The sequence below is a fragment of the Spirosoma sp. 209 genome (genome assembly GCF_002006735.1).
Lineage (GTDB): Bacteria > Bacteroidota > Bacteroidia > Cytophagales > Spirosomataceae > Spirosoma > Spirosoma sordidisoli.
Map to the genome: position 1 here is coordinate 140,954 of NZ_MVEC01000006.1, position 23,554 is coordinate 164,507.

A 23,554-nucleotide genomic window follows, 5' to 3' on the forward strand; every position below is an offset into this window, starting at 1 on the left:
CGATGGACTTTTCCCGACTCAGAGCCGAACTCAGGCAGGAACACAAGGATATTCTGGCCTACTGGCAGCGCCACGCGCCCGATCCGGTCAACGGCGGTTTCTACGGCCGGGTCGATTATCAGAACCGCCCCGATCCTGATGCGGAGAAAGGCATTGTGCTGAACAGCCGGATTTTATGGACGTTTTCGGCCGCCCTGATCCACACGCAGCACGACGATTACCGCCCCATTGCCGACCAGGCCTTTCAGTACATCAGGCAGCATTTCGTCGATCCGCAATACGGCGGAGTGTATTGGTCGGTCACCGCCAAAGGCCAGCCCAAACAACCGATCAAGCAGCTCTACGGGCAGGCTTTTACGCTCTACGGGCTGAGTGAGTACGCCCGCGCTACCGGCTCCGCGCCTGCTCTGGCGCTGGCTAAAGAGATCTTCCAGACCATGGTCCGGCACGCCCATGACCCGAAGAAAGGCGGTTTCCGCGAAGCCTTTGCCCGCGACTGGTCCGCTACGACCGACTATATCCTCAGCAAGTCCGACAGGCAGGAAACCAAGACTATGAACACCCACCTCCATATTCTGGAGTCGTTCACGGCCCTGTACCGCGTCTGGCCCGACAAGACCGTAGCCGATCAGATACGGGGTATGCTGGCCGTCTTCACGAACCATATCGTTGACCCCAAAACGTACCGCATGAACCTGTTCATGGATGACAACTGGCAGGTACGCCGAACCGCCGTTTCGTATGGTCACGACATCGAAGCCTCCTGGCTCCTGCCCGAAGCCGCCGACGTGCTGGCCGCCAGAAACCCCGCCGATAAACCCCTTCAAAAGCAAATCCGGACTCTGGGTATAAACATGGCCCGCGCGGCTGCCGATGGCTACGCGGCCGACGGAGGTATGAACTACGAATACGAGCCCGACACCCGACACCTCAATCAGGAACGCTCGTGGTGGGTGATGGCCGAAGCTATGGTTGGCTTCCTGAACGCTTACCAGCTCACCAATGAGAAACCCTTTCTCGACAAATCCATAGCCAGCTGGGAGTTTACCAAGAAATACCTGCTCGACACCAAAAACGGCGAATGGTTCATGGGCGTCGACGCGAACCACAAGGTGCTCGGCAACGACAAGATCAGCATGTGGAAATGTCCGTATCACAACAGCCGGGCCTGCCTGGAAATGCTGGACCGGCTGGAGCACCTGCGCTAGCGAATCAATACCGGTACGACACCGTCAGGGTGCCCCGCGCTCCGTTGCCTTTGATGTAGTCAGCGTCGCGGGCTGCCCACTGCGAAATGGCGGGGAAGTAATCCCGGTTCAGCAGATTCTCGACGCCCAGCGCCAGCGACCAGGCGGGAGTAAACTGATACGACCCGCTCAGGTTCACAAGCGTGTAGGCCCGCACCGGCGCCTGCGCATAGGCATAAACCCCGCTGGCGTTCGGCCGGAACCGATCGCGGCTTCCGGCGGTCAGCGTACTGATCGAGAGCATCCACGCTGCGCTCGGTTGCAGCCGAAGATAGGCCGTTGTTTTGGGCGATGCGATCCGGTCGTTACCCAGGTAGGTTTCGTAATCGCCGTCGGCATTCCCGTCCGACTTTCCTTCAATGTAGGCGTAGCTGCCGCCAATGGCCAGCCAGCGCAGGGGCGTAATGTCCAGGGCGGCTTCGTAGCCACTCACCCGCTCCGGTGCCCGGATAATCTCGAACACCCCCGAGGGCAGCTGCCGGTACGACGCGCCCAGTTCTGAGCTGCTCTGGTACGCATTCAGCTCATACGAGACATAACGCCCCAGTTGCCCGGCAATCCCCGCTTCGTAGTTGTTGACAATAATCGGCTTCGTTTCCAGCTGGCTCACCACCGACCGCTGCGACGTTCGAAGAATACGGCCCAGTTCGTTGATCGAGAATGCCTGCGAGAAACTCACGAACGGCTGTATCGCCTTCAGCCCCGAGTACCGCAACCCTACGTTACCCACCAGCGCGTTATAGGTCAGGTCGCCCCCCTGCACGGCCAGGCCACCGTCGTATTTTTTAGTCGTAGCGTTGTAGGTTTTGAGGGTGGTAAAGTCGGACACCCGAACGGCTATATTTTCGTACCGAATACCGGCTTTCAGCGTCAGCTGATCGAAGAAATCTGTTTTTAGCTGGGCGTAGGGGGCCAGGTTACGCATGCGCATGTCGGGTGTCCAGAACCGGCCATCCTCCAGCTTTTGAGCCGTCTGGTCGTTGAGCGCGTCGAGTCCGTAAACAAGATTACCGCTTACAGCACGCCCCAGCCGGTACGGCGTGTACAGATTCAGCCGGACGCCGTTCTTGTTGGACACCACGTTGGACTGCCCCCCGTTTTCGAAGAACTCAGCCTCGTACCCGTATACTGTCCGGAAGCTCTGCAGATAGGCTACGACCTCCAGGCCCGTCTTGCCAACCAGGTCGTTGTGCATGTACCGAACGGTGGCGTTGTGGTTGTAGGGGGTTCCCTGCGGCCGGCCCGGTACCGATTCGGTGGGGACGCCAATGGTAGGTGTAACCCCAAACTTGCCGAGTTGCTCGCGGTAGTTCAGCTTCGACTCACTCCCGAAGTAGTTGTACATCACCTCAACCCGCTGCCGGTCCGACAGGCGGTAGCCCGCTTTGGCCAGCAGGTTGTAGCTGTTCATCTGGCCCAGGTTGTAAAACGGCGAAATAACCGCGCCCGTGGCATCCTTGAAAAGGCCCGTACGCTCAACGGTTCCGTTCAGCACGTAATCGATCCGGTTTGTTTTTCCGGAGAACTGCTGACTCAGCCGCCAGCCCTGCGTATCGGTAGCGTTGCTGAGGCCGCTGGTCAGGCCGACCCAGGTCTGCCCCGAGAACGGTTTGTTGCCAGCCGGATTCTTCGTGATGTAGTTGATAATGCCGCCGTCGGCCCCGTTCCCGTAAATAGCCGTTGCCCCCTTGATGACTTCAACCCGCTCCAGCGCCGACGGATCGATGGTGCGGATATCGCGCCCTCCGTTACGCAGTGGCGTCGACTGCGGCACCCCGTCAATCAGCACCAGTACCTGCCGGCCCCGCAGCGTCTGCCCCGTATTGCTGGTCCGGTTCGTGAAATATCCGAAGCCGGGCACCGTATTCATCAGTACGTTGGTGATGTTTGTGTTGATAGCCAGTTGCTCGGTGATCTGCCGGGGCGTTACGATGCTGACCGCCGACGGAACCTTACTCAGACTCTCGGCCTGCCGACTGGCCGTTACGACTACTTCATTCAGCGCGCGGGCGTTTGCTTTCAGGGTTATGAGTACGTCCGATGCCGGTTGCCCGTCAACCTGAACCACCTGCTCGATGGGATCGAACCCTACCGCCGATACAACCAGCGTTTGCGGCCCTACCGGCAGCGAACCCAGCTGGAACGTACCCGTCTCGTCAGCCGTTGTACCCTGAGGATATCCTTTGAGACTGATTGACACGAAAGCAGCTGGCTGACCATCGGCGCTGACGACGCGACCACGAATGGTACCGGTAGCAACCGGCTGTGCAGTACTGTTAAACGACAGAAATAGAATAGAAAAAAGAACGAATACGTTTCTCATGAAGCGAACAGTGTCGACCGGCAGGCAGGTTGGGCAAACCGCCCGAAAAGCGGATTACTGCTCAACGAATCCCCGGAGCGACCTCAGTACGACGTCGGTTGTCCGGGGGGCTGATCCGATAGACAATTGGTTAATTATACGGCAAACCTAAGGCTTGTTTAGAATCGGTCCAAACAAATGTCCGAGTAATTTAAAACAAGTCTAAACAACTTGGGGTAAATCGACGGCGGGTGGGTAACAGAAAAGCCCCTCCGATTGCTCAGAGGGGCTCTAATACGTTTATAGCGTTGTCGGTAATAAATACCGGCAGTTGTGCCTTAGTAAAATTACTTCGCGCTATCCGACGACATGGTCGAAGCAGAATCGGTAGCCATGGTCGAATCCGTAGCCATCGTAGATGACGAATCAGACATCATGGTCGACGTGCTGTCGGTTGTCGTCGTTTCGGTTTCGGTCTTTTTCGAGCTGCAAGAAGTAGCGAGGGCGATCATAGCCATGAAAAAGAAGGCAGATTTCGTGATTGCTTTCATAGTTTTGGAATGTTTTTGTTTACAGATGAAAAATGAATGAATGTCAACGTTAATACCCTACCGGGTAAAAGGTAACCCAACTTTTTTTTATTTTTTTTTGGGTTACGTCTCCGGCGTTTCCCGTATTAAGTAATGAACCAACGCGATGAAGGAAAGCAGGCAGCCTGCCTTGACTGATGATGAACTGCTGACGGGCCTGGCCAATGGGTCCGATCATGCGCTGACTCAGTTATATCGACGGTATTTCCCGATGGTGCTGCATCTGGTTACGACCAACAGCGGTACCGACGACGATGCCAAGGATATTTATCAGGAAGCGCTTGTGGTGCTGTATGAGAAAGTTCGCTCCGGTTCGCTGGAGTTGCACTGCCAGCTGAAAACCTATTTGTATTCGGTATGTAGACGACTGTGGCTGAAGCAGTTGACCCAGCAGAGCCGCTATATGGTACGCGATGTTGACGCAGCCGCAACGGACCAGCAGGCCGTTAATCAGTTAGATGATGATCTGACTGATCACGAAGAGCGAAACCGTCAGTTCGATCTGATGGCCGACTCGCTCGACCGGCTCGGTGAACCCTGCCGAACGTTGCTGGACGATTTTTACATCCAGCACCTGAGTATGCAGGACATCACCGAAAAATTTGGCTATACCAACGCCGACAACGCCAAAACGCAGAAGTACAAGTGTCTGATGCGGCTGAAACGGCTGTTTTTTTCGGAGTACAAAGTATAGGGTCCCCCCCTGCGGACACCCTGTCAACTGATCATCCCATCTGACTCGAACGAGTCTGCACAACAAATATGGATATGAACGAACACAATGACATTGAAAACGCGCTGCGGGCCTATGGCGACCGCATCCGGTTTCGGCGCAGACTGGCGGCTATCCATGCCGACATGAACCTCGACGACGTACGTGAAGAGGCTCGTATGTACCGTTCAGACGCCACCCAGTCGGGCCAGATCCGCATGTTGTGGCGTACGTATCGCACTACGCTGGCCGTTGCCGCGTCGGTAGCCGTCATTACAACCTTTGGCTCTATTTTCCTGTATCGGGCCTATCAGCAGAGCCACAAGCAGCAGGAGCAGCAGTACAGCCAGTTGAGCAAGGAGATCCAGGCGGTAAAGTCGTCGCAGCGGAAACTCATCAATGATTTCACGGGGCGGAGTCGCTCGCTGAGCGTCAACCCGGCTCAGATTGCCGGGTCAGGTTTTCTGCTGACCCCCGATGGCTACTTCGTCACCAACAATCACATTGTTCGGGATGCCGACTCGGTTTATGTGCAGAGTGCCAAAGGCGAGATCTACAAAGCCCGGATCGTTCATACCGACCAGGCCCACGATCTGGCTATTCTGCAACTGTGCGACGATACGGCTTTCCGAACCATGCCACCGGTTCCGTATAGTTTCGAGGCACATACGTCCGATCTGGGCGAACGCGTTTTCACCCTGGGCTATCCCCGCGAAGAGATTGTTTATGGCGAAGGCTATTTAAGTTCGGGAACCGGCTTCCGGGGCGATTCAACGGCCTATCAGGTAGCTATCGGTGTGAACCCCGGTAACTCGGGCGGCCCTTTACTCGACGAGAAAGGCAATGTGATCGGCATCATCAGCGGCAAACAGACTACCTCCGAGGGGGTTAGCTTCGCTGTGAAGACGTCCTATCTGCTCGAAAGCATCAGCAGCATTCCGGCCGACTCGCTGAAGGGCCTGCCACTGCGGCTAAACCGGAAGAATACGCTGGTTCGTCTGCCCCGCAAACAGCAGATCAAACGGATGCAGGATTACGTCTATCAGGTAAAAGTGTTCAAACATTAGTCGGCTAACGTAGTTGTATACGTAGTGTAAACACTCGACAACTATGAAAAAGCTCACTATGCTGGCCTTTGCGCTGGTACTCACAATGGCTGCGGCTTCGGCGCAGGACACGAAGGAAAACGCAAAAGAAACGGCTCGTCAGGCTGGCCGTACGGTAGATGCAGCCGGCGGCAAAGCCGCCCGCGAAACGCGCAAAGCTGGTCGCAAAATTGACAGAGCTGCCAAAAACACCAAAGAAGACGTGAAAGATGGCACCAATAAAGCCATGGATAAAACAGAGCGCAAGCTGAAAAAAGCCGAGCGCAAACTGGATAATTCGAAATAATACGCTCTTAGCACAGACAAAGGCGTTGGGGCATAGCTCCGACGCCTTTGCTTTTTTGCGGATCGCTCCGTTGCCTGCTACCCGTATATCTCTTTACTTTGACCTCATGAACTCAACCGTATCTGTACTGCTGTTCGGTATTACCCGCGACCTGACTGGCCAGTCGGCCCTCTCCATACCTATCCAGACCGAAACCCGTGTTGGCGATCTGCTCGACCAGGTTCGGCAGCAATACCCGGCCCTGGCGGGTGTGCGCTCCTTGCTGGTTGCCGTAAATGGCGAATATGCCGAAGTAGACCAGACGTTAACCAGTAAAGACGAAATTGCGCTGATTCCACCCGTGAGTGGTGGCTAGAAACTATGATTGCTCTGACCACCGACCCCATTGATGTGGCTTCGGCCTTGAAATACCTGCAATCGTCGCAGGCGGGTGCCATTGATCTCTTTCTGGGCGTTGTCCGCGATAATACGCAGGACCGCCCCGTTGACCGGCTCGAATACGAAGCCTACGACCGGATGGCAATCAGCGAGATGCAGAAGATAGCCGACGAGGCCCACCAGCGCTGGTCGATCCTGCGCTACACCATTATTCACCGGAAAGGCACGCTGCTCACCGGCGAGATAGCTGTACTCATCGGCATCACCACCGCCCACCGGGCCGACGCCTTCGAAGCCTGCCGCTACATAATCGACACCATCAAGCAAACCGTGCCTATCTGGAAAAAAGAAATATTCACCGATGGCGAGGTATGGGTAAACGCCCATCCATAAACCAATAGGCTCTACAGGCCTGCGATTTACAAATGGGCGTTTGCTTATTGGAATGAACCGGGCGAAACTCTATCGCCTGTTGCTGCGAAATGGCTGATCAACCGGTACACGAATGGGTACAAGATTACGCTGCTGCGCGTTCGGCATAATTACCGGCCGAAAGATCCGGTCAGCCAGATGGCTCCAGTTGACCACTTGCATGTATTGACTAATCTGCTTGAGTGCGTTGTACATATGGGGAACAAGTTAACTGGTAAGAAGTTGTATATCAGCCAGAAATGCAACCACCCGGGCCTGGCTTGCCGCCAAATTACCAGTGGTAACACCGACTCGTTCTGGTTGTATATGTAGTAAACGAATTTGTAGGCAAAATGCTTTAAAATTCCTGCTATTCATTTATTTAACCGCCCTGGCTGCTGCCGTAAGCTCCGCAGATAAAGGAAGTTTTCTCCTGCTTCCCGAACTAAATTCAGCCTACTTTTCTCCGACAGCGTCCCCACCTGACGCGTGCTATGTGGCGTTGTGGCAATCCGAATTGGGTTAGGTTCTGCATGTACACCCGCTTTTCTACATACCTGGCACCACGGACCCTTAGCCGTAAAAATGCTTAATCTATAAGCAAATATATACACTTGTATGCAAATCTTACTTGGAAGAGTGTACCTCGATATTGTGTAAAATTACCTACACTGTTACACCATCCTTAAGTATACTCAGCTACCTAAATAACTATCAATCAATATATTGGTTACTCCCCAGAGTTGTTGGCACAGTTTTTCCAAATGGAATGTCGTGTTTATCACAGTCAACTTTAATACATCACTATTATGTTGTTTGAAAGAAGAAAGCATCCACAGGACTACCTCACAGACCAAACCTTTCTGACTGGAGTACTGACCGGACTGGTCACTGGCCTGACAATCGGCTTTCTGTTCGCTCCACGATCAGGCAAAAAGCTGCGCAAGCAGATTGCGAACTCACTGAGTGACCAGAGCTGGGATGCCCAGCGCCAATGGAACAGAACGAAGGAGCAAGCTCGGGAAACCGTAGATACCATCAAGGCGAACGCAGGCTACGTTGCCGATAAGGCAAAAAATAAAGCCGAACACCTGGCCGACGATGTTCGCTCGGGTGTCGATCATCTGAAAGATGCAGCCAGAATCGGTTAATACAGTTCGGCTATTCTGATTTACTCAACAAGTATGAAAGAATCCCCGACTCAGACTGAATCGGGGATTCGTTTTTAACCGCCCAGCCTTTATAAGTCGATGCAGCGCTGTGCTAGGCCCCGACGGGCCGTCTTTACTTCTGTAGTCACATTAATACTCAACGTCAATTAGCAAAACAATGGAACGCGAATTTTCCTACTCGACAGATCCAGTCTACGGACGGGCTAGTTTTATGAAACGAATCTCCTGGAGCGCTGTCTTCGCCGGCGTACTGGTAGCTATTGTTAGCCAGATGTTGCTGACCCTATTGGGGCTCGGCATCGGCCTAAGCACCATCGACCCGGTATCAGAACGCAACCCAACTGCCGGACTGGGAACCGGAAGCGCCATCTGGTACATCATAAGCAGCCTGCTTTCTTTATTTATGGGAGGCTGGATTGCCGGTCGGCTAGCCAGTACCCCCCGTCTGTTCGATGGTATTGTTCATGGCGTACTGACCTGGTGTCTGGCCACACTGATCACGATCTATTTCCTGACAACGACCATCGGCAGTCTCATTGGCGGGGCTAGTCGGTTGGTAGGCAGTCTGGTAAGAACAGCCGGAACGGCGGTTGCTGCAGCAGCCCCGAGCATCGGTAACGCCGTAGAGGGTGAGCTCAAGGATAACGGAATCGATCTGAAAAACCTGGATCTGGGCGATCTGAAAAAGGAAGCCAACCGGCTGTTGCGACAAACCGGCGATGCCAATCTGAACCCAGCTACGCTGGAGCGCAAAGTAGAGCAGGCAGGTCAGCAGGCAAAAACGGCCGCCGATCGGGCCGCGACGGACCCGGCAGCCGCCGACGATATTGCCGGGGGGTTATTCGACCGGCTGTTCAAACAAGGACAGACTACGGTAAACAGCGTTGACCGGGAAGACGCGGTAAATGTGGTTATGAAGCGTACCGGAAAAAGCCGGGCCGAGTCTGAACAGATTGTCGACAACTGGATCAGTACCTACCAACAGGCAGTTGCCAAACTACAGCAAACTCAGAAAGAAGCCGAAGCCACCACCCGCAAGGCCGCCGATGCCACGGCTTCTGCGGCATCCAAAGCGGCTATTTTTGGCTTCCTCGGCCTGTTGATCGGGGTCGTAGCGGCTGGCTACGGTGCTAAGATGGGCACCGACTCTAAATACAACCTGAGTTCACTGGATCGCCCAATGGGGTCCGTCCGCTAATTATCCTACCCACTACACGCCAGGCCGGGTATCTGCTTTCAGAGCAGATACCCGGCTTTTTTGGTATCACTTTAAAACTACGGAGCTTGCGGTTTACCCCCATAGGATACCGTTCTTTTTGCGCGAGCTATCAGGTAATGCGCGGAATGGGTTTAGTAGAAGCCATTCTAATTATCCTTACGATGTGACGCTCCGTTACAGGCTACACAATCACGGCCTGGTGTAACCCGGTAACCTGATGATCTCTCCCGCTTTTTCCAGACGACTGAACATAGCTACGCTGGCTACCCTGGCCATGTTAGGCCTGTGGCTGCTCCTCGATTCTACGTTGACGGCCACGATCTGGGACGGCATGACCATTAGCCAGTCGGCCGTACAGGTAGAATATTGCGAGTTTAACCATCCGCATCGCGTCTTCCACCAGCCGATTAATACCTACTCGAACTTAGCCTACCTGTTCTTTGGCGTTTTTATTCTGCTCGTTGCTTATCAGGACCAGCAAAACCACGGGCTTCCGGTCACTAATCGGATGGCTGGTTTTCCGCTGCTCTCGGGCCTGATGGGCGCCTGCTTTGTTTATTTATGCCTGGGCAGCGCCTTTTTTCATGCCTCGCTGACTTACGTTGGCCAACGGGTAGACATGAACGCTACCTATAGCATCCTGCTCACCCTGGTGGGCATTACGATCTATCACGTTTTCCATAAACTACAGCTGACGCCAACTCAGCAACGACTCTGGGTTGTGGTGTTGCTGGCGCTGATTGGCCTGTGGGCTCCGCTGGCCCTCCTCGTGCCCAGTTCCCGACTGGTGCCAGCGCTGATTCTGCTCCTGAACGTGGGTATGCTGGTGAACTATGTTCAGTTCAGGGCCCGGCGTTCTATCGGGCTGGTGCTGCTCAGCTTCGTGCTGATTGTGCTGGCTATTTACATCCGGACGATGGATGTACGAAAAATCAACTGCGACCCTTATTCGTATTATCAGGGACACGCGTTATGGCACGTCCTGACGGCCCTGAGCAGTTTTTGCAGCTACTGTTTCTTTCGATTCGATAAAGCTTCGAACCCTGGTCGGCCCTGACGTTTTCTCTGCGCAGGTATCCGGCTTTTATACCGCCAGCACTTCCTTAACGGTCTGTTTGGCCTGCCACCAGCCCAAGCCTGGCGGAACGAGCGTATCGACAGGTCGGCCAAGAGCCAGCTGGCGCACCATGTCCGTTAGCTCAGTCGGCTCCGGGCGCCCGCTGCTCAGGTCGAAGACGCCGGGTTCGTGGCGGTTTTCGACCCGGGTCAGCAGATTGTGCCAGTCATAAAGGCCCAGTAGCGCCCAGGCCGTAACCGCCCGGATATCGGCCCCCGCCCGCCGGGCTGCCTCGGCCTGTTGCCATACTTCGCCCAGCCAGCGCTGTTGCTCATCGACGGTACAGCCCAGATGAGCTTCGGTAATGGCCATCGGCAGTCGGTACCGTTCCCAGGCCTGACAGAGCAGGGCAGCAATGCCCAGCCGCTGCGCCGGGTTGGCGCGCACAATCTCGGTATCGGCGTATCGATGACGTCCGTTACTGCCGTGGGTCCAGGCCCCGTGACGAGTCAGATCCTCGTCCAGGTATCGTTCGCTGGTTACGTAATGATTGATACCGAGTAACGAGGGCGGACAGGGGTTCTCGACGTGAAACCACAAGTCGCGTTCCGACGCACCCGATCTCCGCAGATAGCCCCATAAGGCATGGCCAGGCGTGACGCGACCGCTGAGCAGATCCCAGGTTAGCCAGCGCCTTTCGTTCTCAAAATCAGCCTGATAGCGCAATTTCGGGGTACTATGGGTGTAGCCCAGATCATCGGTCTGAACGAGCTGGGCCGCGGGTTGAACAGCCCGAATCTGAGCCATAGCCAGCACAGTGGCGCGTAACTGCCTTAACAGAATAGCGACAAACTGTTTGTCCGACCGGCCGTGTGGATACCATATGCCGTATAAGCCCGAGAAGCGGGCCGTGGTAAGTGGTTCGTTGACGGGCGTGTAGGCTTGCACCCAGGGGTACCGCTCAGCTACCTGCCGGGCATAGCGGGGGAGCTCCCGGTCGAAAGCGGGCGTATCGAACGTGGCGTAACGCGGTCCGCAGCCGTGGTGAACCAGACCCACTATGGGCCGTATCCCCAGCGCCCTCAGTCGGTTCAGCCGCTCGTCGGGCCAGCGCCAATCCAGCGAGTCGGGGTGGTCGGGGGCCGTGCGTTCCCAGAGTACAGGGTAGCGCAGCGTCCGAATGCCCAGCTCAGCTACCGCATCCAGATCCGAAAGCCGGTCGTGGTGACCGCTGCGGCTGATCTGATCCTGATATACATCCCCTACCCGATTGACGGTGCATTCGATTCCGCCCCAAAGGGCTACTTTGGCCGAAGCTGGGGTGGCATCCACCGTCTTTTTCTGTATCCGTATACTCATCTGATTGTGTATAACAAACCGCTCCGTCCGTTCGAATGGCCGCGACAGGGATTGATCTTTGGCAGCATTGCCTATCTGTATCGAATCCGGTCACTCGGTTCTGTAGTGGCAACTCCTTAATTATCAGAAAGCCCCTGAATCAGCAGCAGTCCGGTGAGGCAACGGCCGTTTTCCGTACCGGACTACCGATATCGGGTTCTGGTTGATCGACAGCAACGACGCTACCAGGGAGTCTGGCCAAGCGCTGCCTCCGGACCAAATGTTCCTGATGACTATATATAGTACTAGTTTTGGCGCAGTTTGTTGCAGATCACAGCCGGTAGAGTTACTTTCCAGGTCCATACTCCTGTACAGCAGCTGCCTGTAAAGGGGCTCCTACTGAGCATCGTCTCGTCGCCCACGCTACGGATAGGAAGGCTGATGTAATACGTGTAAAGCTGAGTTACTGGTAGAGCCACCGGGCTACCCATCGTACATAGCGTGGCATGATAACGAACGTCATCAATCCAACCAGTACCATACTCGTCATCAGCGGTTTAACCAGGGGCGCTAACCAAGCAGGAAGGGCCGACAAAAAGGGCGATAGCAGCCAGGGAATAAGAATGGATAAGGGAAAAATAGCCGACCATGTCAGCAGAAACTGCTTGTAGGCCGGAGCCGCTTTTCGGGAAGCCGGTGGGGTGAACCAGAACTCAAGCCCTGTTTTCACATCTATCTGTTCGTCGGCGTGCAGCAAAGGCCGCACCTTCTCGATCATTTGCCGGCGGATGTCCGACTCCAGCCAGTTATGCAGGTCAGCTTCGGAAGAAAAATGAAGAACAATGGTGTATTCGTCGTTCTCGCCATGGGGTCGGATTACATTCACCCCCCGATGCCCCGCAGCCCGTTGCGCCAGGGGCACCATTTCCTTCAGCCAGTTTTCATAAGCGTGAATCTGCTGTTTGATGGGCCGCTGGAGAATAATCGTCGTCACGGCGCTGTCAATTTCGATCGGCATACTGGCTGACATGGCGAGAGTCACTTGGTGATACGGTCTGACGGATATAAGCAGTTAGTTGTAAAAATACTTTCGGAGCCGGCTCAACCTCTTTTACCAGCTGTAACAAATCCAGTAAGAAGTTATTCGTACCGGCAACCGAGCGGGCCTTAGGCCGGCAGATACAAGCTGAAGGTAGCTCCCTGGCCGGGCTGACTGGTGGCGGTAATGGTGCCGCCATGGTTGGCCGCTACTTTCTGACAAATAGCCAGCCCAATGCCGGTACCCGCAAATTCGCCCTTACTGTGTAGCCGCTGAAACACCTGGAAAATACGATCGGCATACCGGGCGTCGAACCCGATGCCGTTATCGGCCACCTCAATGCAAAAATACACGTCGGCCGTTCGGGTGGGCTGAATGGCTGGCGGCAAGGCAGCAGCCACCACCCGTTCGCACCTGATCCGGATCTGCGGAGTCGCGTCTGGCCGGCGGAATTTCAGCGCGTTGGAGAACAGATTACTGAAGAGCTGCCCCAGCTGCGATGTATCGCCTGCTACCGTCGGTAGTGGGTCAATCGTTACCTGGGCTTTGGTTTCATCAATAACCATCTCCAGGTCCAGCAGTACCTCCTGCACAACCGCCGTTAAGGAAACCTGCGCCTGATCTTCCTGCTGGGTAGAAATGCGGGAGAAGCTCAGCAGATCTTTAATGAGCGTCGACATCCGGCTGGCGGCTGCCTGCATCCGCTCCAGAAAGTTCACCCCCTCGCCCAGGCCGTCGGCATACTGCGGTTTCAGGATATCGCCAAACGATTGGATCTTGCGCAGCGGTTCCTGCAGATCGTGGGAGGCTACGTAGGCAAACTGCTGCAGGTTCTCGTTAGACCGGCGCAGATCACCCACCAGCGCCTGCAGCTGCTGGGTACGCGCCTGTACCTGCTGCTCCAGATCGGCCGATAGCTGCCGGTAACGGGCTTCGCTTTGTTGAAGATCCTGCTGCGCTTTGATCTGCTCAGTGACGTCGATGGCAATGTCGAGGATGGCAAACACCCTGCCCTGCTCGTCGCGCAGGGGGGTGTAGGTGATGTTGTAGAAGTTATCCGTCATGACCCCATTGCGGACAATTTTCACCTGCGAACCGAAGCTCTGGAACATCTGCCCCGAGGTGTAGACCGTATCCAGAATTTGCAGAAAAGGCTGGTTTTCGGTTAACAGTTCGGGCATTACCTCCCGCAGCGGCTTCCCGACGATGTCGGGGCCTTTCCCGACAATATCGATGAAGGCCTGGTTGGGTAGCTCGACCACCAGATCGCGCCCCATGAACAGCCCCATGGCCGCAGGTGCACTGGCTATGACCGAACGAAGCCGGGTTTCGCTGGCCTCAACCGCCCGCCGGGTATGCACATGCTGGGTCATATCGACGACAACGACCAGCACGTGGGTAATCTGACCGGTCGAATCCCGCTGGGGATGGTAGGTGTGATCGATATAGATCGTTTCCAGCCGGTCGCCATGCCGTACAACGACGGGCACCTCATGGTTGCGGTACGACTCGCCGGTACTCATCACCTGACGGAGCAGCTCGTCGAAACCCTGCCCCGCCAGTTCGGGGAGGGCCGTCAGGAGGGGCTTCCCTACCAGTTCGTGAGGGGGGCGTCCTGCCAGCCGTCCGTAAAAGGGGTTGGCCATCTGAAAAATCAGCTCTTTCCCGCTGATGAGGGCGATCCCGACGGGGGCATCTTCAAACGAAGCCAGAAGCCGCTGCTGGCTTTGCTCGATTTGCTGACGGGCCAGCCGCTGCTCGGTTACTTCATTGGCCACTACCATAACCCGATCGATGCTCCCGTCCGGGTTGGGCAGCGGCTCGTACACGTAGTCAAAAAAGAGTTCTTTCAGTTGCCCGTTACGAACCAGCCGGACCGGTTGCTCCCGGCCAATGAAGGGCTGCCCGGTTTCCCGTACGGCTTCCAGCTGGCGATCGAAGCCCTGCCCGGCTAGTTGAGGAGCAGCTTCGAGCAGGGGCCAACCCGTTACCTCTTCAGCGGAGTGGTTCCAGAGTTGAGACAAGGCCGGGTTAGCCCGCTCAATCAGGTTATTGGCACCCCGGAAAACAGCCACCCCGAGCGGGCTGCGCTGAATCATGGCATCGAGCAGCTGCTCGTTGGCTTCTACCTGCCGACGGGTTAAAACCTGGTCGGTTATCTCGGTAGAGATAACCAGTACCCCCGAGATAACGCCATCGCTCTCGTAGAAGGGTTCGTAGACAAAATCAATGTAGGTAGGCTCCAGCTGGCCATTACGCTCCAGCATAACCTTGAGTTCGTTGGCTACAAACCGTTTGCCGGTGGTATAAACGCCCGTCAGCAGCTCTTCAAAGCCCTGGCCGGCGGCTTCGGGTAGGGCGTCGAAAAGGGGCTTGTTGATGACTTCTTCTCGCGTACGCCCCCAGTAGTCGAGTACCTGTTCGTTGGCGAGGCTGATGACAAACCGGGGACCGCTGAACAAAGCCATGGCTACGGGTGCCTGTTCAATCAGTCGGCTAAACCGCTCTTCACTTACCGCCAGCTGCTGTCGGCTTTCGACGGCTTGGGTTGTTTCTGTGCAGGTGACCAGCACCCCGCTCACCGCCCCGGCATCATCGGCCAGCGGACTGAAACTGTAGGTCCAGTAGGCATACCCCATCTGCCCCTCGCGGTAAATGGGCAGTTTCTGATCTTCGAACCAAACGGCGTCACCACCGCCCATAATTCCCCTGATCATCGGGCCAATTACCGGCCACGACTCGGCCCAGCTTTCTTCACCCCGCTGCCCTAACGAAGAGGGGTGCTTGCCGTCATTCCCCAAACTGGGCCGAAAAGCGTCGTTATAGAAGGTAATCAGGTCGGGTCCCCAGAAGATGAGCATGGGAAAGCGGGACGAGAGCATCATGTGGACCAGCGTACGCAGGCTGAGCGGCCAGCGGTCTGGGTGCCCCAGCGATGTGTTCGACCAGTCGTAGTGACGGGTGAGCTGCCCCATCTCTCCGCCCCCGGCTAAAAACGGGAAAGAAGCGTTATCGGATTGTTCGGGTACCATAATCCAGCGTAGAGCCCGGGAGCTTTGCTTGTAAACAATCGGAACGAAAACGGCCGACCACGCTGGTCAACCCAACAGGCGTGTACGCGTTGATTTACGAAGACTGGCAGAAGCTGACAAGCCTGCTTTTCGGTCGGGTCAGCTCCCCGGCTTGCCTTACTGTACTTGGCTCACCGGTTAGCCGGCAGCCGGGGTATAGCGTGGCAAATACGTCTTCTGAGCCGGTACAGCCCCTCGTCAAAGCGCCCCGTATGAGCGGCCCCGTCCTTCACAAACATAGCTTTTTTGCCGTATAATCAGCTATAAAGCCCCTAAAACTGACCGCACGACCCAATCAGGCGCCGATGCTGAGCCCGATCCGGACGACCGGCCCTACGGGTCATTACTGCGGGCTGGCCTGCATCAGTTTGAGGGCCTCTTCGTCTTTGTACCTGACAATCTGCTCTTTTAACTGGGCTTTGAGCCTAGCCGTCACGTTCTCGTAGCCTTTCTGCCCGTAGAGGTTTTTAAGATTCTGGGGATCTTTCTGAATGTCGTATAGCTCCCAGAAATCATCCGGGCCGTAGAAGCGGGCCAGGGTGTACTGGTTCGTGCGTAATCCGAAATGGGGCGATACCCGGTGCGGCTGCGGATACTCGTAGTAGTGGTAATACGCCTGGTTTCGCCAGTTTTTCTGACCTCCGGTCAACAGCGGCATAAACGATTCACCCTGGATATAGGCCGGAACGCGGGTGCCGGTCAGGCTGAGCAGCGTGGGCGCCCAGTCGACGTTCGATACGATCTGCCGCACCTGGCTGCCCGGTTTGATAACCCCCGGATACCGAATCACGAAAGGCGTTTTCAGTGATTCTTCGTAGATCCACCGCTTATCGAACCACCCGTGTTCTCCCAGATAAAAACCCTGATCAGAGGTGTAAACGACCACCGTATTTTTGGCCAGGCCACTTTTATCGAGGTAATCGAGCAGTTTGCCGATGTTCCGGTCGAGCGAGTTGGCCGTCGACAGATAATCTTTCAGGTATCGCTGGTATTTCCACTCGGCCAGGGCTTTACCCGTCAGCTTTTTCTCCTCAAACTCGCGGCTGATTTTCTGATAATAGCCGGAGAACGCCTTTTTCTGCTCCGGGCTGAGCCGTCGGTAGGCGCCCTCCCGAACGTAGGTATCCAGCTGCTTTTCCTGCTCGGGCGTTGGTTGGTTCGATCCGTACAGGGCTTTCCGGAACTTGGCCTTTTCCTGATCGACGGTAGCCTCGTTGACCTCATAGGCGACGTTCACTTTAAGGTCGGCCATGAGACTCATCGTCTTGTCGATGCTCATTTCCTGTTTCTGAGCCGCCAGCCGGCCTTCGTAGTTGTCATAAAACGTAGCCGGTATCGGGAACGTGACCTTGTCATAAGCCCCCAGATCCTCCAACGCGGGCATCCACTCGCGGTGGGTTGCCTTATGACCAACCACCAGGAAAAAAGGCCTCTTCGTATCCCGCCGGTCCAGCCAGTCTGTCGACAAGGTCGTTACGACATCGGTCACGTAGCCCGGGTAGCGTTTGGTCTCGTTGTTGGAGTTGACAAAATCCGAATTGTAATAACTGCCATGCCCCGGCAGGATATTGAGGTAGTCGAACCCGTGGGGCAGGCTACCGAGGTGCATTTTGCCGATCCAGGCGGTCTGATAGCCGTTTTTCTGCAGCTCTTCCGTAAATACCGGCTGGGTGATGTCGAAGACTTTCTCGTTGAACTTATAGCCATTCCGGTGCGAATACTGGCCGGTCAGTAAGGTGGCCCGGCTGGGTCCGCAGATGGAATTAGCTACCACGTTGTTGTACAGAATGGCTCCCTCCCGGGCAATCCGGTCAATATGGGGCGTTTTGGCCAGTTTACTGCCATAGGCGCTGATAGCCTGGGAGGTATGGTCGTCCGAGATAATAAAAATGACATTGGGGCGCTGCGGCCCGGCCTGGTCCGGCAGGCGGTTATCCAGCTGAACGGACATGTAGCTGGGGATGGCCAGCAGCGCAGCCAGGGCAACAGCTCCCGGTACGGAGCGAAAAAGCGTCTTTCTGTTCATAGGGTCAACGATTGTGGCTGCGCTATCGATACCGGCCTGAGCCAGCTCGCAAACACCGCCGAAACGATTATCTGGATGTTACGCACCGAAAGCCGAGGTTGTTACTCCCACTCGTTACTTCTCCTTTGCCCCGGCTCCCGGCTTTGTATCGAATACAATATTGATCACTGCACAGAAACGAGCCGCCCCGCTGCACCCGCTTTATGGCGCCAGGCTCGTCGGGGTCGTAGCTATCAGTGGGTCCCTGCGGATTCTGAGCCGGCGACGCAGCGTAGTAATCGGGGCGGTAAAAGTCCTGACACCACTCCCACACATTACCGTCCATGTCGTACAGCCCGTACGGGTTAGGTGGGAACGTTTTGACCGGAGCGGCTTCGGCGTACCCGTCTTCTTCCGTGTTTTTCTGCGGAAAATTGCCCTGGTAAATGTTGGCCATCCATTTGCCCGCCGGCTTCAGCTCGTCACCCCAGTAGTAGGTAGACGGCTTTTTGCCACCCCGTGCAGCCAGTTCCCATTCGGCTTCGGTAGGTAGTCGTTTGCCCGCCCACTGCGCGTAGGCGGCCGCATCTTCGTAGCTGACATGCACAACCGGCTCGTTGTCGCGCCCCTGTAGGGAACTGCCCGGCCCCTTCGGATGCCGCCAGCTCGCACCGCCTACGTACCGCCACCACTGCAGCGGATCGGTGAGGGATACGGCCTGGGCGGGGGGCGTAAACACCGCAGAGCCGGACACCAGCTGATCGACGGGAACGTCCGGGAAATCGGCTGGCTTCAGCGGTCGTTCGGCTACGGTGACATAGCCCGTCTTGCTGACGAAGCGGGCAAACTCGGCATTGGTCACTTCGTGCTCGTCCATCCAGAAACCAGCAACGGTCACGTTATGAACGGGCCGGGCATCGGGAAACTCGTCGGCGCCCATCAGAAACGTAGTACCGGGTATCCAGACCATCCCGTCGGGGTGGCCCGTACCGGCCGCCTGACGAATTGTGGAAGGGTCGGCAGGTTTTTCGCTGGCGCGGCCGGGCGAAGCGTTCGTGGCCGACTCCGATGTTGACTGGCATCCGCCCATGACGGCGCTCCCCAAACCGATCAGCACCGAGGCTACGCGCGTAACGGTTAGCACGCCCCGAAATCGTAACGCTGGGTGAACGGAGCAATCGATAAGGCGGCTAATTTTAGGGGTCATAGCTGCGTCTGGCCAGTGGCTCACTGGCTAAAGTTAGCGACATCAGCTAAACTACTAGTCCAGATGGGTTAGTAATAACAGACGGATTTTTGTCCTTATAGGAAAGTGTGTTCAATTTCTATACTACTTTAGTCTACTTTACCCCTACCCCATGAATCTCCCCATCGAACCGGGTTTCCCGAACCGACGAACCTTCCTGACCAGCGTTACGGCGCTGGCAGCAACGCCACTCCTGTCGGCTTTACCACGCGTTGGCCCGGCTCATTATCCCGGTCAAACCAGCGCGGCTTATACCGTTCAGCAGGTTATCGATCTCATCCTGCGGGAGATTCCGGGCGCGCCCTTCGCCAAAACGGTCGATCAGCTGCGGGCCGGTAGTCCTGACCAGTCGGTAACGGGTATCGTTACGACCATGTTTCCCACCCTGGAGGTCATCGAAAAGACGGTAAAAGCCGGAGCTAACTTCATTATTGCCCACGAAACCCCGTTTTACAACAACGAAGATCAGACCGACTGGCTGCAGCAGGACGATGCTTATCGGTACAAAGTAGACCTGCTGACGAAGCACAAGATTGCCCTGTGGCGATTTCATGACTACTGGCACACCCACAAGCCCGATGGTATCCTGTTCGGCAACTTGCTCAGGCTCGGCTGGGACAAACTCTACGACAGCGCGAATCCCCGCATCATTACCCTGCCCCAGGCCATGCCGTTGCGGTCGATCGTTCAGCAGGTGAAGCAAAAGCTGGATATTCCCTCCGTACGGGTAGTAGGCCGGTTGCAACAGCCCTGCCGCAGTCTGTACCTGGCGTTTGGCTACATGGACAGCAAGCGTCAGATAGCCGCCATTCAGGCGTACAAGCCCGATGTGATCCTGAGTGGAGAAACCAGAGAATGGGAAACGGTGGAGCGGGTCAGAGACGGCCTGCTGATGGGCCAGAAAACATCGCTGGTCGTGCTTAGCCACGCCGTCAGCGAAGAAGCCGGCATGGCTTACGCAGCTACCTGGCTGACGCCCAAACTGGCGGGTCTGCAGGTTACCCACATACCCAGCGGAAGCCCGTTTCAGTTACTCTGACCCGCGGACTGGCAACCTGCCAACAGCGTATAGACCACTTACCACCAGGCCGGCTACAGTTACGGTTGCGCCCACGACCGTTTGCAGACCGGGTATTGGCAGGTTAGCCATAAAGGCCACATCCATCAGCCCGTGAAAAAGCGCACAGGCCAGTATACTGCCCCGGCTTCTGCTGAAAAGAAACGTAAACAGGATCGAGCCACACCACAGACTAACAAGCCAGCCCGCTAGGCCAGCCTCATCCAGGCGACTAAAGCCGGACCTGGCATACAGAAACAATGGCCAGTGCCAGACTGCCCAGCCCAGCGTAAGCCAGCCCGAAGCGCCGAGTGCGGTATGTTGATTCAGGAGCCGGGGCAGGGCGTAGCCTCTCCAGCCCGTTTCTTCACCCAGGCCGACCCAGCCCAGCGTGAGCAGCAGGTACGGGACAGGCCTGATGGCTGGCAGCTCGGACGTGCGCCAGACGGCCATCCAGTCTACCGCGATCCCCTGCCAACGGGCACTGACCCAGGCTACGCCCAGCACCAGCCCCAACGGAAGCAGGGGAACAACCAGCCCGTAAAACAGCGGCCGGCGGGGTATAACCATGCGCTGCACCAGCTTTTGCAGCCCCGCCTGGCCCCTCTCTCGCCAGGTCAGATACAGGCCTGCCAGCATGGGGCCCGCCAGACCCAGGTAATGAGGCACCGCCGACAGGGACCAGCCCGGAAACCACAGCGGCTGAATGTAAGGAAGCCAGCAGGCCCACGAAAAAGCGCACGCCAGCAGATAAAAACGTCCGATTGAATACATAACCTACCCGGATTAACTCCCCCGCAATGTCTGCCCCAACGCTGGCTGACGGTATGAGAACCCTCAGGCAGCGCGCCGATAAAACTCAGCGTGCAACTGGCGTTGGGCAGGTGCTGACGGTGCTGCCCCTACTGACCTGCCGGTATTCACTGTTTTTTTTCGGGCCGATGTTACGCAACAAAAAATAGTATTAACTTTGAACCACAAAGTACTTTATATGACACAGCATCAAGAGCAACTCGAAGCCTTGCAGGAGATCCGCAGCCTGATGGAACGCTCCTCCCGCTTCACGTCCCTGAGTGGGTTCTCCGGCATTGTTGTCGGTCTGCTGGCCCTGGTCGGGCTCGGCGTCGTATACGGCATCCTGAACCAGCAGCATGTATCCTACTCGGCTGTCTGTCAGGGTCAGCTTCCGGCAGCAACCGGCCAGCTCCTGATGCTGACGGCGCTGGCGACGCTGGTACTGGCCCTTGGCTCGGTGGTCTTTTTCAGCTGGCTGAAGGCGCAGAAAGCCGGGCAGTCGATCTGGCAGGAGCCGGGTCAGCGGGTTTTCGGCAACCTGTTCATTCCGCTGAGCGCGGGCGGGGTATTTTGCGGAGTTTTGCTCTACCACCAGATCCCGTACCTGGTAGCACCGGCGATGCTTATCTTTTACGGACTCGCGCTGATCAACAGCAGCAAGTACACGTTTATCGATATCCACTACCTGGGTCTGGGGCAAATCGCCCTCGGGTTGCTGGCCAGCTTTCAGGTCGAGTATGGTCTGCTGGCCTGGGGAGCTGGCTTTGGAGGGCTAAATATCCTCTACGGTACGCTGATGTACGACAAGTACGAAAAAGACAGGTAAAGACTGTATCAAGCCATCGAACGTCCTGACTATCGAGATGTGAATGATTACATAAACCATATCAACAAAGACTTCGAGAGTCGGGTCCGGCTGGGCATCATGTCGGTGCTGATGGTGTCAGATCCTGTCAGCTTTACCGTTCTGAAAGAAAGTCTGCACCTGACCGATGGCAACCTCGCCAGCCATTTGCGAGCCCTGGAAGAAGCCGGGTATCTGCGGGTCGAGAAGCAGTTTGTGGGGCGGAAGCCGAATACCGTTTACCAGGCCACGCTGGCAGGAACCGAGGCCTTCAGAAACCACTTGAACGCGCTGGAGCAACTGGTTCTGAACACGAAAAGCAACTAATTTTTTTCATCTCTTCACTTTGAATAACAAAGTACTTTACTATCTCATACATTACCGCCATGCGTGACGAAATCCTGTTGAACCTGCAGAATCCCGGCCAGCTCGAGAAGTTGTACCGGGCCAACAAACCGACCTTCAAAACGGTCTTTAACAGCCTGTATCCTCAGTTGCAGAACAACCCTGTGGCCGAGAGCTGGTACCATCGACTCAACTACGGCCAGGACGAATCTGTCTGGGGCACCCGCAACGACCGAATCGTTGTGGTTGGGGCATCGCTACTGGCGGCCCTGCTGGCCAAACTGCCAACCCTGCTGTCGCTGGATAAGGAGTTCTTTTACACCCGGAACATAGGCTTCATCGTTTTCCCTATCCTGATGGCCTATTTTGGCTGGAAAAACAACCTCTCCCGCCTGACCGGACTGTGGCTGGCCGGGCTCATCCTGATTGCCATCGGGTTCATCAATGCACTGCCTCAAACCAACACCAGCGACACCCTGATTCTGGCCTGTATCCATCTGCCCTTATGGCTCTGGTCGCTGCTGGGGTTCACCTTTGGCGGGGGGCGGTTAAGAAGCGGAATCAACTGGCTGGGTTTTCTGCGGTATAACGGGGAGCTGGCCGTGATGATCGCCCTGCTGCTGATTACCGGCGGCCTAACCACGGGGCTCACCATTGGGCTGTTCAAGCTGATTGGGTGGAACATTGAGCAGACATACTTCGAGTACGTGGTCGTTTGCGGACTGGCTGCCGTACCGATGGTGGCTACGTTTATCACCCAGTCTCAGCCGGCTCTGGTCGGCCGGGTTTCGCCCGTGATTGCGAACCTGTTCAGCCCCGTTGCGCTGGTTATGCTGGTGGTTTATCTGGTGGCTACGGTTGTCTCGGGCAAAGATCCGTATCACGATCGGGAGTTTCTTCTTCTCTTCAACGCGCTGCTGATCGGCGTTATGGCGCTGATTTTCTTTTCGGTGGCCGAGGCCACACCCGCCAGCAAGAGCCCGGTTCAGCTTCTTATCCTTTTTCTGCTTTCGGCGGTGACCATCCTCGTAAACGGCATCGCGCTGTCGGCGGTCCTGTTCCGGATTGCCGAATGGGGCGTAACGCCCAACCGGATTGCCGTACTGGGCGCCAACCTGCTAATGATCACTCATCTGGTTTATGTAGCGTTCAGGCTGCTGGGCGCCGTAACCCGTCGAACCGACCTCTCGCTGGTGGGCCAGTCGATGACCCTGTTTCTGCCGATCTACAGCCTGTGGACCGGCATCGTGACCTTCCTGTTCCCGCTGCTCTTTGGGTTTAAATAAGACATCGACCCGGTCAGGCGCCACAGACACTTCTCTGACGGGCACCGG

The 23,554-nt window shown here is 56.2% G+C and carries 21 protein-coding genes; 13 read left to right on the forward strand and 8 right to left on the reverse strand.

Annotation, left to right across the window (positions count from 1 at the left end):
• The first annotated feature begins 2 nt into the window (after positions 1–2).
• Positions 3–1,208 carry an AGE family epimerase/isomerase gene (locus tag B1C80_RS11665; RefSeq protein WP_077921273.1) on the forward strand — a complete coding sequence of 402 codons (1,206 nt, stop codon included), beginning with the start codon at positions 3–5 and terminating at the stop codon, positions 1,206–1,208.
• A gap of 4 nt (positions 1,209–1,212) precedes the next feature.
• Here the strand turns inward: B1C80_RS11665 and B1C80_RS11670 are convergent, their stop codons facing one another.
• Together B1C80_RS11670 and B1C80_RS28520 are read right to left on the reverse strand one after the other, a co-directional pair.
• The gene (locus B1C80_RS11670) at positions 1,213–3,570 is read right to left on the reverse strand and encodes a TonB-dependent receptor (protein ID WP_077921274.1); all 2,358 of its coding nucleotides are present in this window, start codon (positions 3,568–3,570) and stop codon (positions 1,213–1,215) included.
• A gap of 326 nt (positions 3,571–3,896) precedes the next feature.
• Positions 3,897–4,100, reverse strand: coding sequence for a hypothetical protein (locus tag B1C80_RS28520; RefSeq protein WP_170315661.1), 204 nt, complete (start codon positions 4,098–4,100; stop codon positions 3,897–3,899).
• Between the two features lie 145 nt (positions 4,101–4,245).
• Here B1C80_RS28520 and B1C80_RS11680 point away from each other — a divergent pair, with 145 nt between their 5' ends.
• The 8 genes from B1C80_RS11680 (at position 4,246) to B1C80_RS11715 (ending at position 10,480) form a co-directional block, all read left to right on the forward strand.
• Entirely contained in the window at positions 4,246–4,833 is a 588-nt protein-coding gene (locus B1C80_RS11680) for an RNA polymerase sigma factor (protein WP_077921276.1), read from the forward strand.
• Between the two features lie 68 nt (positions 4,834–4,901).
• Entirely contained in the window at positions 4,902–5,918 is a 1,017-nt protein-coding gene (locus tag B1C80_RS11685) for a S1C family serine protease (RefSeq protein WP_077921277.1), read from the forward strand.
• Positions 5,919–5,961: 43 nt separating this feature from the next.
• Positions 5,962–6,243 (forward strand): hypothetical protein, encoded by a 282-nt coding sequence (locus tag B1C80_RS11690; RefSeq protein ID WP_077921278.1) that lies wholly within the window; start codon positions 5,962–5,964, stop codon positions 6,241–6,243.
• A gap of 106 nt (positions 6,244–6,349) precedes the next feature.
• On the forward strand, positions 6,350–6,598 hold the full coding sequence (gene moaD, locus B1C80_RS11695; protein WP_077921279.1) for a molybdopterin converting factor subunit 1: 249 nt from the start codon (positions 6,350–6,352) through the stop codon (positions 6,596–6,598).
• Positions 6,599–6,603: 5 nt separating this feature from the next.
• Complete coding sequence (locus B1C80_RS11700) at positions 6,604–7,014, forward strand: molybdenum cofactor biosynthesis protein MoaE (RefSeq protein ID WP_077921280.1); 411 nt, start codon at positions 6,604–6,606, stop codon at positions 7,012–7,014.
• Positions 7,015–7,841: 827 nt separating this feature from the next.
• Complete coding sequence (locus B1C80_RS11705; protein WP_077921281.1) at positions 7,842–8,183, forward strand: YtxH domain-containing protein; 342 nt, start codon at positions 7,842–7,844, stop codon at positions 8,181–8,183.
• Between the two features lie 232 nt (positions 8,184–8,415).
• Positions 8,416–9,402, forward strand: a complete 987-nt coding sequence (locus tag B1C80_RS11710; RefSeq protein ID WP_236648736.1) for a hypothetical protein — start codon at positions 8,416–8,418, stop codon at positions 9,400–9,402.
• 238 nt (positions 9,403–9,640) lie between these two features.
• Positions 9,641–10,480, forward strand: a complete 840-nt coding sequence (locus B1C80_RS11715) for a ceramidase domain-containing protein (protein WP_077921283.1) — start codon at positions 9,641–9,643, stop codon at positions 10,478–10,480.
• 27 nt (positions 10,481–10,507) lie between these two features.
• Here the strand turns inward: B1C80_RS11715 and B1C80_RS11720 are convergent, their stop codons facing one another.
• The 5 genes from B1C80_RS11720 to B1C80_RS11740 form a co-directional block, all read right to left on the reverse strand.
• Positions 10,508–11,839: a family 1 glycosylhydrolase gene (locus B1C80_RS11720; RefSeq protein ID WP_077921284.1), complete on the reverse strand. Its 1,332-nt coding sequence runs from the start codon at positions 11,837–11,839 to the stop codon at positions 10,508–10,510.
• A gap of 442 nt (positions 11,840–12,281) precedes the next feature.
• Positions 12,282–12,848 (reverse strand): antibiotic biosynthesis monooxygenase, encoded by a 567-nt coding sequence (locus B1C80_RS11725; RefSeq protein ID WP_077921285.1) that lies wholly within the window; start codon positions 12,846–12,848, stop codon positions 12,282–12,284.
• 137 nt (positions 12,849–12,985) lie between these two features.
• A complete protein-coding gene (locus tag B1C80_RS11730; RefSeq protein WP_077921286.1) occupies positions 12,986–15,889 on the reverse strand; it encodes a PAS domain-containing protein in 2,904 nt (967 codons plus the stop codon).
• 382 nt (positions 15,890–16,271) lie between these two features.
• Positions 16,272–17,954, reverse strand: a complete 1,683-nt coding sequence (locus tag B1C80_RS11735; RefSeq protein WP_077921287.1) for a sulfatase — start codon at positions 17,952–17,954, stop codon at positions 16,272–16,274.
• A 67-nt stretch (positions 17,955–18,021) separates the two neighbouring features.
• Positions 18,022–19,023 carry a formylglycine-generating enzyme family protein gene (locus tag B1C80_RS11740; protein WP_077921734.1) on the reverse strand — a complete coding sequence of 334 codons (1,002 nt, stop codon included), beginning with the start codon at positions 19,021–19,023 and terminating at the stop codon, positions 18,022–18,024.
• A 268-nt stretch (positions 19,024–19,291) separates the two neighbouring features.
• Between B1C80_RS11740 and B1C80_RS11745 the strand changes: the two genes are divergently transcribed.
• Entirely contained in the window at positions 19,292–20,218 is a 927-nt protein-coding gene (locus B1C80_RS11745; protein WP_077921288.1) for a Nif3-like dinuclear metal center hexameric protein, read from the forward strand.
• Here B1C80_RS11745 and B1C80_RS11750 read toward each other — a convergent pair.
• Positions 20,210–21,010, reverse strand: coding sequence for a CPBP family intramembrane glutamic endopeptidase (locus B1C80_RS11750; RefSeq protein ID WP_077921289.1), 801 nt, complete (start codon positions 21,008–21,010; stop codon positions 20,210–20,212). The genes B1C80_RS11745 and B1C80_RS11750 overlap by 9 nt on opposite strands.
• Positions 21,011–21,227: 217 nt before the next feature.
• Here B1C80_RS11750 and B1C80_RS11755 point away from each other — a divergent pair, with 217 nt between their 5' ends.
• The 3 genes from B1C80_RS11755 to B1C80_RS11765 are packed head-to-tail and all read left to right on the forward strand — an operon-like array spanning position 21,228 to position 23,506.
• Positions 21,228–21,857: a hypothetical protein gene (locus tag B1C80_RS11755; protein WP_077921290.1), complete on the forward strand. Its 630-nt coding sequence runs from the start codon at positions 21,228–21,230 to the stop codon at positions 21,855–21,857.
• Between the two features lie 39 nt (positions 21,858–21,896).
• Positions 21,897–22,202, forward strand: coding sequence for a transcriptional regulator (locus tag B1C80_RS11760; RefSeq protein ID WP_077921291.1), 306 nt, complete (start codon positions 21,897–21,899; stop codon positions 22,200–22,202).
• Between the two features lie 59 nt (positions 22,203–22,261).
• Entirely contained in the window at positions 22,262–23,506 is a 1,245-nt protein-coding gene (locus B1C80_RS11765) for a hypothetical protein (RefSeq protein WP_077921292.1), read from the forward strand.
• Positions 23,507–23,554: the final 48 nt, after the last annotated feature.

Bases quoted from the DNA above. Each gene is read 5' to 3' on its own strand.
- B1C80_RS11700 (WP_077921280.1), top strand. From the start codon at position 6,604: ATGATTGCTCTGACCACCGACCCCATTGATGTGGCTTCGGCCTTGAAA.
- B1C80_RS11740 (WP_077921734.1), bottom strand. From the start codon at position 19,023: ATGGGCGGATGCCAGTCAACATCGGAGTCGGCCACGAACGCTTCGCCC.
- B1C80_RS11720 (WP_077921284.1), bottom strand. From the start codon at position 11,839: ATGAGTATACGGATACAGAAAAAGACGGTGGATGCCACCCCAGCTTCG.
- B1C80_RS11705 (WP_077921281.1), top strand. From the start codon at position 7,842: ATGTTGTTTGAAAGAAGAAAGCATCCACAGGACTACCTCACAGACCAA.
- B1C80_RS11730 (WP_077921286.1), bottom strand. From the start codon at position 15,889: ATGGTACCCGAACAATCCGATAACGCTTCTTTCCCGTTTTTAGCCGGG.
- B1C80_RS11710 (WP_236648736.1), top strand. From the start codon at position 8,416: ATGAAACGAATCTCCTGGAGCGCTGTCTTCGCCGGCGTACTGGTAGCT.
- B1C80_RS11745 (WP_077921288.1), top strand. From the start codon at position 19,292: ATGAATCTCCCCATCGAACCGGGTTTCCCGAACCGACGAACCTTCCTG.
- B1C80_RS11665 (WP_077921273.1), top strand. From the start codon at position 3: ATGGACTTTTCCCGACTCAGAGCCGAACTCAGGCAGGAACACAAGGAT.
- moaD (WP_077921279.1), top strand. From the start codon at position 6,350: ATGAACTCAACCGTATCTGTACTGCTGTTCGGTATTACCCGCGACCTG.
- B1C80_RS11750 (WP_077921289.1), bottom strand. From the start codon at position 21,010: ATGTATTCAATCGGACGTTTTTATCTGCTGGCGTGCGCTTTTTCGTGG.
- B1C80_RS11680 (WP_077921276.1), top strand. From the start codon at position 4,246: ATGAAGGAAAGCAGGCAGCCTGCCTTGACTGATGATGAACTGCTGACG.
- B1C80_RS11725 (WP_077921285.1), bottom strand. From the start codon at position 12,848: ATGTCAGCCAGTATGCCGATCGAAATTGACAGCGCCGTGACGACGATT.
- B1C80_RS11715 (WP_077921283.1), top strand. From the start codon at position 9,641: ATGATCTCTCCCGCTTTTTCCAGACGACTGAACATAGCTACGCTGGCT.
- B1C80_RS11685 (WP_077921277.1), top strand. From the start codon at position 4,902: ATGGATATGAACGAACACAATGACATTGAAAACGCGCTGCGGGCCTAT.
- B1C80_RS28520 (WP_170315661.1), bottom strand. From the start codon at position 4,100: ATGAAAGCAATCACGAAATCTGCCTTCTTTTTCATGGCTATGATCGCC.
- B1C80_RS11670 (WP_077921274.1), bottom strand. From the start codon at position 3,570: ATGAGAAACGTATTCGTTCTTTTTTCTATTCTATTTCTGTCGTTTAAC.
- B1C80_RS11765 (WP_077921292.1), top strand. From the start codon at position 22,262: ATGCGTGACGAAATCCTGTTGAACCTGCAGAATCCCGGCCAGCTCGAG.
- B1C80_RS11735 (WP_077921287.1), bottom strand. From the start codon at position 17,954: ATGAACAGAAAGACGCTTTTTCGCTCCGTACCGGGAGCTGTTGCCCTG.
- B1C80_RS11690 (WP_077921278.1), top strand. From the start codon at position 5,962: ATGAAAAAGCTCACTATGCTGGCCTTTGCGCTGGTACTCACAATGGCT.
- B1C80_RS11755 (WP_077921290.1), top strand. From the start codon at position 21,228: ATGACACAGCATCAAGAGCAACTCGAAGCCTTGCAGGAGATCCGCAGC.